Genomic DNA, 16,222 nt, shown 5'->3' with positions numbered 1-16,222 from the left:
TCATAAAACATAATGACAGCGCCGCAAACCGAAACGATTGAGAAATTTGCCTTTGAAGGCCCAATATCCGTCACACAAGCGGTGCTGTTGGCGGCCGTCTTGGCGGCACTGTTTGGTTGGACATTGTGGCGCGAAGGGCGATTAACGCGACGGTGGTTGATCCCCCTGTTTTGGGTGTTGCGAGCGGCCATGTTGGGGGTCGTGTTGTGGATGTTGTTGGGGCCGACGCATGTGACGATCAAACAGCATTCGACTCCCCGCACGATCGCCATCTTCGCCGACAATAGCGGCAGTATGGAAGTGGTCGATGCTCCGCGCGCCTTGGAGGATTGGCGGTGGGCCTTGGCTCGCCGCAAGAGCGCCGCATTGCATCCCTTAGAGGCGTGTGACCGAGCGCGGATTTCCGCCATTGCCGCCGAACGACATTTTCGCAGTGCCACCGATGCTCTCGAACGGGGCGTCCAGGACAATTCCCTCGGCCGTGCGGTGGCTGCGTCCCATCGCTCTGCGCAACGTCTGCAAGAATATCTGGACACAATCCAAGATCTTCCCGCCAGTTCGCGATTTACCGCAATCGTACAAGATCAACTTAAAGACATCGGCGTGCTGATCCCCGAATTGGGCACGCTTTCGGAGGAGCTACAATCGTCGCCGTTAGTGCCACAGGATCGCACAGGGAAGATGTATGCCATGTTGCCACGATTAGAACGGGTGACGCGCGGCGTGGAGCGAGTGTCGGTCATGGCTGATCAGGAGGGAGACGCGTTTTTCAATTCGCAATCCAATATCCCGGTACAAAACGAATTGGCCTACAGCCGCAGTGACAAAGTCATGCAGTTGTTGAACTCGGCCGAAGAGACTTGGTTGAAAGAGCTCTCCGAATCGGTACGCATCCGGCGGTATCTGTTATCCGATGCCGCCAATGCGGTCTCCGACGCGAGTTGGGAGATTCCTGAGGATCCCGCAACCGCTGAAATGAACGATGATCCGGCGCTACGGATCACCAATCTCACCGCCGGTTTGGAGCAATTGAGCCGCGATGCCGCCGGTGAGGATGTTGCAGCGGCCGTATTTTTTTCCGACGGACGGCACAACGCGGTAGAAGGCCGACCTCCCCGCAATGTCGCAGCGGGTTTGGGAAAACTGCCTGTGCATGTTGTTCCGTTGGGAATGGCCGATGTGTTGCGGGACGTCATTGTGCATCACGTTGACGCGCCGCCGGCAGTCGCCAAGGACGACCTGATCTCCATCGAGGCCATCGTCACCACGTATAAGTGCGAAGGCGAAACGTTGGATATTGAATTGTTGCATCAGGATCGTGTCATCGACCAGCAACAAATCAGCGTCACCTCGGACCGGGCGGACCACCGCGTGTTGTTTTCGAAAGTAGCGGATGAATTTGGACGGCATGCCTTTCAGCTGCGTGTGAAACCACTCGTCGACGAAACCAACAACGACAACAACTACGCAGCTTTCGAGGTGGAGACGATTGAGGATTCGATCCGCGTCTTATTGGCCGACAATCTGCCGCGCTGGGAATTTCGCTATCTGTCAAATCTGTTCACCCGCGACAAAAGTCTCGAATACGAACAATTGCTGTTTGCGCCGGAAATTGCCGGCACCGGGCGGTTGCAGCGGCTGCCGGAATTTCCCCGCAAGGTGGAGGAGTGGAGCTACTACCGCATGGTGATTCTGGGAGATGTGACTCCCCGCCAACTCGATCGCGATAGCCAAGAGGCGCTGCGAGAATATGTGACTCGTCAAGGTGGGACGCTGGTCATCATCGCCGGCCAGGAAGCAATGCCGCACGCCTTTCGGGGAGAACCTTTGGAAGAATTAATCCCTGTCGAGGAGTCAACGGTGATTGCCAATCGCAAAAATGGCTACCATCTGCAATTGACGGCCGAAGGAAAAATGGCCGACGCTCTGCAAATTGGCGAAGACGCTTTTAGTGGCGACCGGATTTGGCAAGAGATGTCGCATTCACTGCCGGTTTATTCCATGTCGGACTACAGTCAGCCCAAACCGACCAGTCATACCTTGATCCGCGCCGTTACGCCGGGTGGGACGGAGAGTGGAGACTCGGGACGGGCCTTTTTGTGCTGGCAAATGGTGGGCCGCGGACGGGTGGTTTATTTGTCGGCGCCAACGACCTATCAATTGCGGATTCGCAATGGTGATCGGTACCACCACCAGTTTTGGGGGCAACTCATTCGCTGGGCGATCGCCCGCGACCTGTCGACCGGTTCCAAAACGGTCCGCATTCAGACCGACAAATCGACCTACAACACTGGCGAGGGTGTCGAAGCAATTGTGCAATTGCGAAATTTGAAAGGCGCTCCAATTACCGGAGCACAGCTTGAGGCACGCGCACAACAAAACGGCAAAGTCGCAGCTTCAGTCCCGCTGACCGAGGACACCACCATCCCCGGCCGCTATACAGGACGCTTTGACGGGTTAGCAGTCGGTTCCTATGCCGTGGCCGTGACCGGCAGTGATGTCGAGGACCTGTTGAGATCCGAAAAAGCCGAAGGTCCGATTGAAACACTGATTTCGATTGATCCCACATTGTCCATGGAAATGGGCGACACCCGCTCCAACCGCCCCTTGTTAGCACAGATCGCCGAATTGACCGGCGGACAGGTGGTCCCACCAACCGCGGTGAGCGAAGTGTTGCAAACGATCAATCTCTCGCCGCACGTGACCGAAGAGACGTCGCGGCAGGCATTGTGGGATAGTTGGTTGTGTTTTTGGGTCATCTTTATTTGCTTGGCCGTGGAATGGACAATTCGCAAAATAACCGGCTTGGCCTAACTCTACGTTTACGTTGCCCCGCCCGTAAGTTGTTGTGGTTTCCGTCAGAAAACAGTTAAGATGAATCGTCCAGCCCAACGCTTGAAGTTGAAGGAGTCGAACAATGTCGACGACCACGCGCTCTGTTGAAGTGCCCGCTCCCGTCCGCCAAAAGTTGCGCGATGTCCGGGGCCGCAATACCAAGTTGCGTTTTCTGGCCGGCGCGATGACTGCGCTCGCGGGATTTCTGGCAGTAATGATGGGCGCCATGTTGATCGACTGGCTGTTCACACTGTTTAGCACCTCCATGCGTACGCTGTTGACGGTCATCTCGTTGTCCGCCGGCGGCGTGTTCATACTTGCTTGGGGGTTGCGTCCGCTGCTGGCGCGGTACCAATTGGGCGACGTGGCTCGCGAGGTCGACGAGGCAATTCCGGAACTGGAAGAACGTTGGTCAACAGTCGCGGAGTATTCAGAAAATGATGATCCGTTGGAAATGCGCGGCGCGGAGGCGATGATCCAAAAAGTCGCTCACGAAGCGGCCGATCTGGACGCTGTGGTTACAACAGATGCCGTCGCCAAAACAGACGGTGTACGGCACGGCGCTTATATTCTCGGCGGAATCTCCGCTGTGTTGTTATTGGCCATGGTCATGGATTGGCAACAGACGTCGGTGTTGATCCACCGCTTTTGGATGCCAGCGGCCAATATCAGTTTGACCGAAGTCACAACCGTCACGGGTGATACCCTGGTCGGCCAAGGCGAACCGCTGCACTTACAGGCGACCGTGAAAAACCGACCACAAGCCACGGCGCTTTTGTTCATGCGCTATGCCAACGGAGACGCCCCCGAACCTGTGGAGTTGTTTCCTCCTGGAAAAGGCGATCAGACAACTTTCACTCATGAAGTGCTGGCGGTCGAAGAATCGTTCGAATACCGCTTCCGCAGCGGCGACGGCCAAACGGCGTGGCACAAGGTCACGGTCGTCGAACGTCCACGAATCGCAGGGATTGATTTCCGCATCACTCCGCCCGCGTACAGTCAATTGGAAGCAGTGCACCAACAGGGCCTGCCCCGTAAAATCAAGGCGCTGGAAGGCAGCCGACTGGAGGTCTCCTTTCAAGCCAGTACAGCCTTATCGATGTTTGAAATGCTGCTGGGAGATGAGCAGTCCACTACGTTGTCGGCGAACGGCGAGGGGAAGTATGTTTTTTCCACACTGCTGACCAAACCGCTCACCCTCTCGCCGCTATTGACCAGTGAGCATGGTTTGAAAAACGACAGCCCGCCGACCTGCCGCGTGATTGTGTACCGCGACCGCGCACCACGCGTCAAAGTCACTACCCCCGATAGTGAAATCGCCGTCCGTCCCGACGACACCGTGACGGTGGAATTCGCCGCCAAAGATGATTTCGGCATCACCAAAGCCGAGCTTGTCGTCTATGACGGACACGGCCCCGATGCGAAAGAATTGAAGGTCATTGAAATTCCACTCGATGATCAAGCCGGCGCCGAAGCAGTTACCGGCGAGGTCGCCCTGGAGCTCAAGGAGTTCGACCTCAAGCACGGCACGGAAATCAGCTACGCCGTACGGGTTTTCGACACCAAACAAACCATGTCCGACACACGACCGGAGCAGGAAACGGACCTCGCCGATGCGCAACCGAACCAAGAATCAACCGACACAATAGCGGCATCCGAGACACAACCCGTGGATCAGGAACCGCAACCCCCGAAAACCAATCCGGAAAACCAAGATCAAATTACCAGCAATGATCCAACGGCAAACCCCAACACGACCAAAACAGACAACACAGCATCCGAGACTGAGAAATCAGCAGCCGATAGCGAATCGGAATCGTCAGATGATGCCGCCCCCGGTGCTTCACCGCCGCAGGATCAAGCATCGACAAAACCGAATAACGACGCGTCCGACGAAAACGACGGTGAAAATACTGGTAAGAAAACTGGTAAAAAAACCGAGAACAAAACGACCGGGCAATCCAAGCCAGCACAAGATTCCACCGGCAAGCAGCCCGGCGAATCTCAGCCGACTGCCAAGGGCGATCCTGCTGCGACTAAGCCCGGCGAATCCCAAGAGAAACAGCCAACCGATCCGTCCCAACCAGCTGCGCCGTCTCAACCGGGGGATTCCCAGCCCAACACAGCGGATAAACCTCCTCAGCCGGGCGAAGCCTCGCCGGCTGGCTCGCAAAACCCCCAAAGTCCCCCAGCAAAACCTGAGGAGGACGAACAGCAGAAACCAGGCGGCAAATTGGCGGGTGCCCCCAAACCGGGTGATGAGATGACCCGCCGGATGTTGGATGTCGGCCAACGCAGTTCCAGCAAACCGCTGCGACTGATGATTGATGAGTGGGCCGGTTCGTTCGCCGGGCAGGCTCGCGAAAAACTACAACTGCAGATCGACCCGGTATTAAAAGAATTAGACGAACAACTCGCCGCTGCCCAACAACGCGTCAACCCGTTGGTCTCCGATAGCCCCGACACGAATTGGGACTCAGGCAAAGCCGATGCGGCCGGTCAAGCTGACGGGCATCTCGCCGCCGGTAAAGCGACGATTCTCAAATTACGCGAGAAGTCAGTCGATACGCCCTATGCGTTTATTGGCCTGCAATTGATCAACATCGGCCAGGAACACGTAGGCCCGGCCCGTGAACATCTGGCAGCAGTCACTGCCGAAGCAGCGGAAGCGCGGGGCAAAGATCTGCAGCGTGCCCAACACCACATTCGCCGCGCCCGCGAGTTGCTGGAACAACTGACGCATAAGTACGAAGTGGTGAAACTCAACGAAAAGCTCGATGAGACCATGGCGCAAATCAAGAAGATGCACCAGTTTTATGTCGAAGGAACGTTTGCGTTACTGCAGTCCAAAAAGCCGACACTGAATCCCAAGAGCCGCAAGTTCCTGGAATACGAAATCGACGAAGAATTTCGTAAGAAATTCCAAGAACTGTTGGAACGCAAACGGGATATTCAAGCCGAGTTGGCCAAGGCCTTGGCCAATGATCCTCGCTTGCTGAGGCGGTATATGGCGGCCACACGATTACAGGCCGACACACTCAGAGATCAGTTGACGATCCTCGCGCGGCGGCAGCAGGAACTGAACAAACAGGTCGCTGCGTGGGCCAAACTGCCCGAAGCTGAACGGACCGAATTGGCCAAGCAGGATATTCGATCGTGGCAAGTGCGTTCCTCCACGGAAATTGCCGCGGGAGCAGCGACGATGCTCGATAATTACGTCACTTGGATTCCGCTGGACTTGGATGTCAATGAAGGCGAATTGGCAAAAATGCAAGAGGCGGCAACGATGTTGGCCACCACGGCGCGATCGTTGTCCGATGCCGCCGCTGGAGAAAACGCCGCCGCCGCACGGGAACAAGCAGAATCCTTGCACCGACAACTGAAGGAATTTCAAACGCGGTTACCGGACATTATGAACGACCATCCCGAACATAACCGTTTGGCGATACATGTTGCAAATCGCCTGGCCGAGGTAAAGAAACTCATCACACAAACCTCGGGATGGGTCTATCAGGCCAATACGGTTGCCGACGGCTTGCATCATCTGGCGGCCGATGTGGAGCAAAACCGCATCGCCATCGATACGGCGCATCTGGCCGTCAAACTCGAAAGCCTGGAATCGACGCTGGCCGGCATGCCGGATCATCTGATTCAATTGGCGCAAGATCTGTTTGTGACATTCGACGAATATCTGCTACCCGATCTGGTGGCAACACAATTGGCACTGCAACAGAATCAAATGCCCAAAGCTGTCGAGCAACAGATCACCGTCTCCCAGGATTTCGCCAAAGCCGAAGAGCAACTCGACGAGATCATGGACGGCATTATTAAAGAGTTGGACTCCGCTCCGGCGATTGCCAAGCTCGAGGGAGGGGACAATTTGCGAGCTCAGACCCTGGAAGAACTGCTGGCCATGCTCGAAGATGAAAGATTGGCGGCGGAAAATCTAGGAATTCCGCCCCGCCCCAATAACATCAACATCGAAAAAGATTGGCTCGCTCCGAATAGCGGACAGGGCAGCGGTGGTATGGCCGGTATGGCCCAAGGGCAAGAAGCCGCCAAGAAATCATCGAAACTGCAACAAGAACTGCGCAAAGCCAATCGGCGATTGAAACAGGTGGATCAGGCGAAGGCGAATCGCAAAAACCGCCGCGATCAAATTCGCTGGAACACACTGGCCTCGGAACTAGAAGACAAACTTCGCCAAGGCCGCGGCCACACTCCCCCAGAACAATACCGCCGCGCCATCGAACGCTATTTCGAAACCATCACCAAAGAAGATAATGCCAATGGCACTGACGCGCCCTAGGTTATCGGGTACGTCACGACGAACCTGACAGAGCGTGATCAGGAGATTCGGGTACAACATGTGTGCGCGGCTCGACAGGTGCCTCGCCCGAATTGTTAATTTCACAAACGACGGACCAGCTGATGCGGAATTTGTTTGCGGACATCCCCGCTGAATTGCCTGACGAACTCACCGAAACCGTGCTCAATGCCGCAAACGTCCGTATCGAACGGATCGTCTCCCACGGCCAAGCCAGCCCCGCTTGGTTTTGGTACGATCAATCCGAGCACGAATGGGTCATGGTGTTGCAAGGGGCGGCACGGTTGTTATTCGACGGGGACGCTGCTCCGGTCGAATTGCGTGCGGGCGACTACCTTGAGATTCCCGCGCACCGTCGGCATCGAGTGGAGTGGACCACCCCCGACGAACAGACCGTCTGGCTGGCCGTTTTTTATTCCGTGGGATAGCACCGGCGGGTTTCCTGGCGATGTTTGTGCTACGATACGCTGCATTTGCGGGAATCCCATTGGGGAACCCGGATCCATCGGCCGGCATTATTTTAATTTCCGACAAGACATCATGAAACCATTGATGCGTCGCGGTCTGGCAAATTTCTACTATCTGCGGCGGCCGCTGTTTCGCTTTTCGCTGTTACTGCTGGTGGCGGCGGGGCTGGTCGTGGTGGGCGGATTGTGCTTTCACGACTATTATCGCCACCAGCAGATGAGTTATAGCGAGGCGTTTTATACGACGTATTGCTTGATCTTCATGGAGCATATTTACGAGTACCCTGAGCATTGGCTGTTGCGATTGTTTTATTGGGGCTTGCCTCCGCTGGGTTTGGCGGTGATTCTCGACGGCATTGTGCAATTCAGCTACCACCTTCTCCGGCGCGACGAAAACAGTAAGGAGTGGATGCAGGCCATGGCCAAGACTTACAACGATCACGTCATCTTGTGCGGACTGGGACGTGTGGGATTTCGGATCCTGGAAGAACTTCAACTTCTCGGCGAGCAAGTGATCGTGTTGGAGAAAAACGCAGATTCAACCAACATTCCTTATGCTAGAAAACGCGGCATTCCGCTGTTTGTAGGCAGCGGTCGCGAGGAAGGCATTCTGGAAGAATTGAATCTGGCCGCAGCCAAGTCGATTATTCTCGCCACGGACGACGACTTGGCGAATCTGGAAATGGCCATCGATGCCCGAAAGCTCAATCCCGATGTCCGCATTGTGATGCGGATGTTTGACCAAGACCTCGCCTCTAAAATTCGTGAAACCTTTGGCATCGATCTGGTGTTTAGCACCTCGGCGGTGGCGGCCCCGCTGTTTGCCACCGCATCGACGGACCGTTCGATCACCAACTCGTTTTATGTCGACGGCAAACTGCTGGTGGTGGCTGAAGTCGACGTGGCCGACAACTCAACCCTGGTCGGCCGCGACATCCGCACGCTGCGCCGCAAACACGACATCTATGTAATCACTTGCAAACGCGCTGGCCGCTCAGATTTCTATCCCGAAGGCGATCTCAAACTGGCTGTCGCCGACCGCATCACCATTCAAACCGAGCCGGCCATGCTGAAACAGATCCACCGCTGGAACGGCGGCGAAATCGTGCAATGACGGGCATTCTGTTTTTGGAGTCCGCTCTCCCAGCTTTTTCCTTCAAACAGAAGCTTAAGTCCCAAACAACCGTTTTGCATCACTCGGCGACTTGCCACGGTTGGCACGGGTTTCCAGATTGGTTCTCCAAGACTCTGAGAGCTCCGGGCAACTCGCCAATCGCAGGTCGTCCTCATGCTGTCTTGGCTTGGCATACATGACCGAACTGGCCCAGGAGAGTGTTAACTCGGGGTGCAGTCGTTCGACGAGTTCAAACGGCATGTCGGCCGCGATCTCGCCTTCTTCCAGGACGCGGAGGTACCATCCGGTTCGCCCTGTTTTTTGGACCAACACCGACAGGTTGGGGACGTTCCAGCGTTTCGAGAGTTTCCAACAGGGCTGACGCGGTTGCGAGACCTGCAATAAACATTGGCCAACGCGGAATGTGTCGCCAATGCAGCAGCACGATTCATCAATCCCCGAGACGGTCAAGTTTTCGCCGAAGCCGCCGGCTGGAAACTCAACGTCCTCGATCTCAGAATTCCACGTGGGATAATGACTCGCCGCATACGCCAGAACGGCTTTGTCGGGTCCACCATGATGTTTGGAGTCAGCCTGTTCGTCGCCGGTAAGATTGGTGCGGCTTACGAATACCGGACCTAGGACGTTCATTTTGATGATGGCCGAGGTCCACGGTTTGGCGGACTCACCCTCGCCGTCGAATTGTTGGGGGCGGCCGATCTGAATGGATTCAATTCGTGGGGACATAGCAGCTGATTTCAACTCCGAAAGGACCGCGAATTCAATTCCGTTGGCTACGATGGCTTGTCACCGGTGCCAAGCAAACCCAAGACACCCAATGCATAAAAGGTATATTCCACGTCCGCCTGTTCATCCCAACCAGCGCCGCGAAAACCGCCGTCGGGAAACTCCAACGCATTGATAAATCGCTCGACGGTGTGCGGTTTGACCACGTTGTCGATGCCCAAATCCTGACAAGTCAGCAGTCCGGTAAAGGTCGACAGCGAATCAGAAAATGGGATACGGGTGTTGGCCTGAAAACCTCCCTCGTCGCCGCGGACTTCACGTAAAAACGCGCGGACATCTTGGTGGAATTCATCATCAAAGGCGTTGTACATCCGCAAGACGGCCACGGCAGCTGCGGTCGGGTTGGTGCCGCTGCGTTTCATGGGACCGATTTCAACAAACCCACCATCCTCCCGCTGCCGATCATAGATGAATTGCACCAACCGATCGGGATGGGGAATCGTGCGGCCGATCAATTCATAGCACAGCGCGATCAAAAACGTGTGATAGGTACTGCCAGCGGCCCCTTCATGGGTTTTGGCGTATCCACCGTCTTCGGTGCGAAAGCTTTCTAGAAACTCAGCCAAATGCACGGGCCAGTCCGGATCGTGCTCGGCCAGTACGTCGATGCCGGCGGTCGTTTGTACAATCAATGCGCAGTACAACCAACTGACGATATCGATTACCGACCCACCAAACGGATCGATACTTTTCAAATATCCGGCAATCGGCCGGCAGTCGTCAGCAGTGATCGCCCCCATCACCGCCAGGCTACGCACCGCAAAGGCAGAGTAATAGAGGTCCGATTCACGGGGAGCGTCCTCGTCACCCGGATCGCGCAGTTCCTCGGGCGTCTCCCGTCCGCAAAACCCGCCATCAGCGGTTTGCTGCGCCAGAATAAATCGGCGATGCCGTTCGCGCCTCTGCGGATCCAGTCCAGCCAATCCAGCACTGAGGCGATTGCCAAGTTCGAGAAGATAGGGTTCCGCAGGCATGGTGGAGAACGGCCGTTTTCAACCAGTTGAAAAACTGGAAATCGCTAGGTAATCGGGTGCCACTGGCGGCTCGTCCGCCAGTGTTTTACAGGTAGCACAAATCCACATGCGGCAAAGCCGCTCGTAGCACCGATTTTCATCGTGCCGTTAGGCTCCGACAGTTCCCAGAATCGGCAGGGGAGCAAGGACCGACGTGGCGGGAGATGTCTGCGAGGATTCCTCGGCGAGAACCGTGTCGACCATGAAATACAACAATTGCCGCAGCGCGTCGGGTTGTACGTCGTCGGCCAATGCTTCGGCGCGTGCGCGGGATTTTTCGATCAAGGCGTTGGCTTTTTCGAATACGCCGCACTCGTCGTAAATCCGCCGCAAGCGGCCCAAACGAAATCCGCCGTCACCCTCTCCGGTGAGGATCTCCTCTAGTTCGCTGCGCTGCTGGGCATCGGCCGCTTCGAGCGCCATGGCCAACAACAACGTCGGTCGTAGCGAAAGTGCGTCTTGACCGGCGATCAACTTGTTGTCGTCGTCGCCCTGCCAGTCTTTCAGGTCGTTGAGAATCTGGAAACCCACTCCCAGGTGTCGGCAAAATGCGGGAATCATTTCGCGATATTCGTCGATCGCGCCCCCCATCCGCAGACCGGCAAACAGTGCCGCCTCGAATGCAGGGGATGTTTTGAGGGCATAGATTTTGAGGGCATCAATCGGTGTGAGGTCGATTTCACCATTGGCTTGCCACCGCATCTCGGCGCCTTGACCATCGCACAATTTGATATGTGCTTTGGCCATGCTGTCCAACACATCGGCAACCACATCGCCACCCAATTCCGCAGCTCCACGGCTCACCAGTCGGTAACCCAGGCCGATCAAATAATCGCCCACGTTGATCGCCATGCCTGTGCCGTAACGGCGATGCAATGTCTCTTGGCCGTAACGGTAAAGGTCGTCATCTTCGATGTCATCATGTGCCAACGAAGCTTTGTGGAAGGCTTCGATAGCAATCGCGCCGCGGCGAACCGCGACTGGAATTTCGATGTCATCGCCGAATCCCGCCGCCAATCCGCTGCTGCCACTCACCGCATCATAAGCGGCAAGTGTGATGAAGGGCCGCAAACGTTTTCCGCCGTGCGCCAGCCAGTCGTAGGAAATGGCTTCGGTTGAGGCCAATGGGGAATCGACATCGCTTGAGGCCCCCGTACTGCGAATCGGCGGAACCAACTCGTCGAACTGTTCCTCAAACATGCGATTCGAGGCCCGCATCAACGGGATATAACCGTTGGTCTGCGGTTCGGGGAGCGGTTCGTATTTTTCCAAACAGTCCCAGATCCACGATTCATCCAGCGTGGTGTTTTTGCAATCTCCCGTATGCAGCGGCACCGCATACGAGGGGACGCCGGCGACCAGAACTTTGTCGATCGCCTTTTCCAACACGTTGAGACAAGCGACTCCCAAGATACCGTCGACATGGCCCGAGACAATAATCTTCAGAACAATCGGCGACCCTTCAGCAACCAGGACCTTATAGCCCAGTTGTTCGGCGCGGACTTTATAATCAGCGATCGAGCAGGCGCCGCATTTTTCGCAATCGAGACCGAATTCGTCGTAGTCGGCCGGACAGCCTTCGGCGTGTTTCAAACAGTGCGGCAGCAACAACAAACGGCGGTCGAATGGTAAGGCTAGGAATTGGCGTTTCCAGTAGAAATTGCCAATGAGCACCATGACGAAGCCGAGGAATTTTTCCGGCTGATTGATCTCTTTGAGCAGTTCGTGACCGTAGGCCTCCAACTCGCCTTTATTGAACGGCTTGCTTTTGTCGAGACGCTCCACGAAGCGCTCGGCATCGTCGCGCATCGATTCCCGCAGTTCGAGCGTTTCTGGAACCGCTTTCAGGTGGCTGGTACTGCGTCGTTTCGCCCGCTTGACCGGCTTTGCCGAGGGACTGTTCGTTTCGCTGACCGTCGCAGTGGTCGCACCTTGATCTCGCCCGTGTGATTCGCTGGATGCGATCGTCAAGGAATTCTCCTTCTCTGTCGGTCAATCTGAATGCGAACTATGTAACGGAGTTTCGGCAGGGAACGTCTCGTCGCGAGTCATCTGGCTAGATTTCGCCCGCGCGCAGCCCAGGGCGGCTACGGTGAAGATTATCGGATATAACCTTTCAAAATACCACAATTTGGCGAAATAAAAACCAATCGGGGTCGTGCGAGCGAACTCATTTTGCTCTACACAGCTTACCAGCCAGCCCACCCCGCGACCAGCGGCAGGGGATATCTCCGTTTCCGCCAATATTGCTTCAACCGCCAGCGCTGTTTCCTCGACACTTGAGGAAATACCGGCATTGCCGCCCCAACCCCCGTCGGAATTTTGCACCGACTTGATACATTGCAGGCCTTGGAGTGCCTCAGGCGCGTCGTAACGACCGGCCGCGGCGTATGCAGCCAAAACCCGTGCCGTGCCGTAGACCGGATTTTCATCATCCGGTGAAAACTGATTGCCAAACCACAGCGGCAGCCAGGAGCCATCAGCCCGCTGGACTTTGCTCAAGTAGGCAAACCCCTGCTGGATAGCCTGAGCGGACCGTGACAACAACGTTGGCTCCGCCTCCGGTTGCCGTGACTTCCAGGCGAGCAATGCCCGAATCGCGTGTGCTGTCAAATCCGCGGCGCTGCGGTCGAACGGCAAGGCGCCCCAACCGCGGCAAAACGTGGGCCAGCCACCGTCGCGATTTTGCAGATCCAACAACCAATTCACTGCAGCCGCAAGTGCCTCGGCTTCGTCGGCGGGAATCGTTTCCTCTTTGCGCAATTTGAGTAGCGCTAAAATTGCCCCGGGCGTGTCATCCGCATCCGGCACGCCACCCGATAAATCGGTCCACGCCCATCCGCCCGGATCGGCGTTGGTGTAGGGATGCACCTCGCGATATTGCTGCTGCAACAGCCAATCGCGAATTGCTGATTGGTCCGCAACAGCCAGATCGTCTTGCAAAGCGTTCACCGACAACGTCGTGGTCCATGTCGCAAGATTCGTATCGATCGGCCAACTGCCGTCAGGGCGAACCGAGTCGCGCAAAAACTTCACCCCTTGTCGCACCACCGCATGATCAGTCAACCCGCAACCCGCCAAACTCATGGTGACGAAACTCGTCAGCGGCGCCGCTTCGAGAAATCCGCCGCTGGTCGGTTGGATTTTCTCTAGCAACCGCAGACTCCGCCCAATCGCTGCTTGCCGCAACCAGCGCAACGGTAAAAACCACGGTTTGCGATGCTGAAATCTAACTTGTCCAATCGCAATCAACGCCGGCAACGCATAGCTAACGACCGGCAGGCGTATGGTTTTATAAAATTGCGGCGGGATACAGGCCAATTCAAACGGCAGTGCGGAGACTTCACTCCAATCGACCAACCCGGCCAGCGCGCAGTGTGTCAAAATCGGGACCGAAAATGTCTTGTCTTTTCCATAACGCGCAATGACCGCTGGGACTCCGCCGGCGGTGTCTATGTAAGCGTGGGCAGCGGTTACGGTCTTGGAAAACGATTCAACCGTACCGGTTGCGTGAAACACCGCGTGGGCCAACATCGTGGTGGAAATATTGCTGAGACTTTGAACCGTATCGCCCCACCCGCCGTCATCGTTTTGGTGATCCACCAACCATTGCAGCCCGTCATCAATCAAATTTTGATCGTCCTGCGTCGACGGTGTGCTGTGTTTCTGCACTATTTGCAGCGCCATGACCGCCGTTGCAGTTGAGAGTGCCGACGTCGACAACTCTCCTTCCCAATGTCCGGCGGCATTGCGCTCGGACAACAGTCTCCCCGCCGCCGTTTGATAACAGCCTTCGATGCGTTCGAGAGTGAGGGAGGGGTGTGCAAACACAGGCGGGCAGTGCGGCAGGAGTCGGGTCCGCGGTGCGGACCGTGCAAGGGATTATGGTCCGCTCAGCGGACAAATACGACTGCTTAAAAATCGAGATCGTCGAGACCGTCAATCAGGTCATCGAGTTGGTCGCGCTTTTGCGGCTGGGAATCTTGACGTTTGGGAATGCCGACGGTCATGCCCACCGCATCTCGGCCATCTGCAACCAATTCGGTATCGCGTTCCTGCGCCGCCAATTCCATGGCTGACGGAGCGCCGAATAGTTTGGAAAGGTCGATCTTGAGATTCCCAATGCCCCCTTCCTCCGAACCGGCAATCGCGGGGGTTTTATGGCCCGGGAAGATGATGGCATTTTCGGGGCAAACACGACTGCAGGCAGGGCAACCTTTTTTACAGTTGTCCTGTTGCTCGACCAAAATTCGCTCCGCCCCATCGACGCCATACACCCCAAACAGACAGAAGTCGATGCACTCCATGCAATTTGTGCAGCGGCTATAATCGATCACCGGATACCAGCGACGTTTGACCGGACCGCTTTCGAGATCAATGGGACGGTGACCATTGCTGTCAGCCGGACTGTGGCCATTCCCATTTCCGTTGACCGGTTGCCCATTGCCGTTTTCATTTTTTTGCGGATTCAAGTATTGCTGCATTTGGTCCGGACGGGGCGTGCCGCCGATCCAGTCCAGCAACTCAACGGTTTGTACGGAAGCGCTGTTGGCGATCCGCTGGATCTCGCCCAGAAAATCGGCCGCTTGATCCCGGGCGCGGAGATCGATTGTATAGATTTTTCGGTTGGGAACATCTCGCGCGCCGATGGCATTGGCTGACGGCTGCAATTCTTCCTCGTCAACCTCTTCTTCCTCCTCGGACTTCAACTCGCTTTTGCCCTCTTGCCCGCTGATGCCGTTACGATCCAGAATCCACCGCGAGGCACGGGGGTATAGCCAGGAGAGCACGATCAGATCGCCGGGGACCGATTTGAGGAACAGCATGCCGGGATGATCGGTGGTCAGATCGTACAGATGAGGAACCAGCGACACCTCCACTTTGCCGTCAAGCATGAGTTGCGTGGCGATATCTTCTTCCAAGGCCCGCAGCTGGGGATTTTTGCTTTGAGCCTGGGAGATAACCACCGTAATCCGCTGACCTGCCATAAGTCGCCGCCTCTGTCGTAAAAATACCGCCTGCGGACATCGCAGCCGCCTGCCTGGATTATAAACAACCGTGAGCGCAACCTGTAGCCCGTGGTGCGACAAATACTATTACGGATGTCATTGTCCAAAAAAGAACCTGCATTCTCTGGACGTTTTTTTACCGATTAATCGTTCATTTGCCCCTTGATGATCCGCTGCGTCGCTTCCCATCCTGCTTCGAGCAATTCGATGTACTCCGCCGGCGCCAGCGTGGGGGCTTCGGTCGCAAATTCGAATAACCAGCCCGCTCCATAATTGTCGGTGTTGATCAACGACGGATCATCCAACACCGCGTCGTTAAATGCCACGAGACGTCCGTCAGCGGGGGCGTAGAGGGTGGACAGCGCTTTGGAACTCTCCACCTCGCCCACTTCTTGCTTTTTGCGAACAACGGTATCCGCATCGATCATCCAATCCAAAAAATAAACGTCTTGCAACAGCCGTACGGAATAGGCGGTGAATCCGACGCGGTACACCTCACCCTGGGGCTGAAACCACAGGTGGCTTTCCACGTAATTGCGGTCGTTGGGAAACCGAGCTTCGTAACTTCCCATCATAAAAATCAAATCATCGGACATACATGTTCGCCGTGCGGAGTGGGGGAATTGAATTGCGAATTGCGTACGGGGGTG

At 56.0% G+C, this 16,222-nt stretch carries 10 protein-coding genes; 4 read left to right on the top strand and 6 right to left on the bottom strand.

Annotated elements, in window-relative coordinates:
* The first annotated feature begins 12 nt into the window (after positions 1-12).
* From CA54_RS14915 to CA54_RS14900, 4 genes are all read left to right on the top strand, one after another.
* Positions 13-2,814 carry a hypothetical protein gene (locus CA54_RS14915; protein WP_146371567.1) on the top strand — a complete coding sequence of 934 codons (2,802 nt, stop codon included), beginning with the start codon at positions 13-15 and terminating at the stop codon, positions 2,812-2,814.
* 103 nt (positions 2,815-2,917) lie between these two features.
* Positions 2,918-7,144, top strand: a complete 4,227-nt coding sequence (locus CA54_RS14910; protein ID WP_146371566.1) for a hypothetical protein — start codon at positions 2,918-2,920, stop codon at positions 7,142-7,144.
* 122 nt (positions 7,145-7,266) lie between these two features.
* On the top strand, positions 7,267-7,590 hold the full coding sequence (locus CA54_RS14905) for a cupin domain-containing protein (RefSeq protein ID WP_146371564.1): 324 nt from the start codon (positions 7,267-7,269) through the stop codon (positions 7,588-7,590).
* A gap of 112 nt (positions 7,591-7,702) precedes the next feature.
* Positions 7,703-8,743, top strand: a complete 1,041-nt coding sequence (locus CA54_RS14900) for a potassium channel family protein (RefSeq protein WP_146371562.1) — start codon at positions 7,703-7,705, stop codon at positions 8,741-8,743.
* 54 nt (positions 8,744-8,797) lie between these two features.
* Here the strand turns inward: CA54_RS14900 and CA54_RS14895 are convergent, their stop codons facing one another.
* The 6 genes from CA54_RS14895 to CA54_RS14870 all read right to left on the bottom strand — a co-directional run bounded on the left by CA54_RS14895 (position 8,798) and on the right by CA54_RS14870 (position 16,168).
* Positions 8,798-9,490 carry an MOSC domain-containing protein gene (locus CA54_RS14895; protein ID WP_146371560.1) on the bottom strand — a complete coding sequence of 231 codons (693 nt, stop codon included), beginning with the start codon at positions 9,488-9,490 and terminating at the stop codon, positions 8,798-8,800.
* A 47-nt stretch (positions 9,491-9,537) separates the two neighbouring features.
* The gene (locus tag CA54_RS14890) at positions 9,538-10,524 is read right to left on the bottom strand and encodes a prenyltransferase/squalene oxidase repeat-containing protein (RefSeq protein ID WP_146371558.1); all 987 of its coding nucleotides are present in this window, start codon (positions 10,522-10,524) and stop codon (positions 9,538-9,540) included.
* A gap of 147 nt (positions 10,525-10,671) precedes the next feature.
* Positions 10,672-12,372: a polyprenyl synthetase family protein gene (locus tag CA54_RS14885; RefSeq protein ID WP_390816755.1), complete on the bottom strand. Its 1,701-nt coding sequence runs from the start codon at positions 12,370-12,372 to the stop codon at positions 10,672-10,674.
* 183 nt (positions 12,373-12,555) lie between these two features.
* A complete protein-coding gene (locus CA54_RS14880; protein WP_146371555.1) occupies positions 12,556-14,394 on the bottom strand; it encodes a prenyltransferase/squalene oxidase repeat-containing protein in 1,839 nt (612 codons plus the stop codon).
* 83 nt (positions 14,395-14,477) lie between these two features.
* Entirely contained in the window at positions 14,478-15,551 is a 1,074-nt protein-coding gene (locus CA54_RS14875; protein WP_146371553.1) for an ATP-binding protein, read from the bottom strand.
* Between the two features lie 164 nt (positions 15,552-15,715).
* Positions 15,716-16,168, bottom strand: coding sequence for a glycine cleavage system protein H (locus CA54_RS14870; protein ID WP_146371551.1), 453 nt, complete (start codon positions 16,166-16,168; stop codon positions 15,716-15,718).
* Positions 16,169-16,222: the final 54 nt, after the last annotated feature.

The organism is Symmachiella macrocystis, assembly GCF_007860075.1.
GTDB classification, from domain to species: Bacteria; Planctomycetota; Planctomycetia; order Planctomycetales; family Planctomycetaceae; genus Symmachiella; species Symmachiella macrocystis.
Note: the sequence above shows the minus strand (reverse complement) of the source record. Positions and strands in the feature narration are given on the sequence as shown.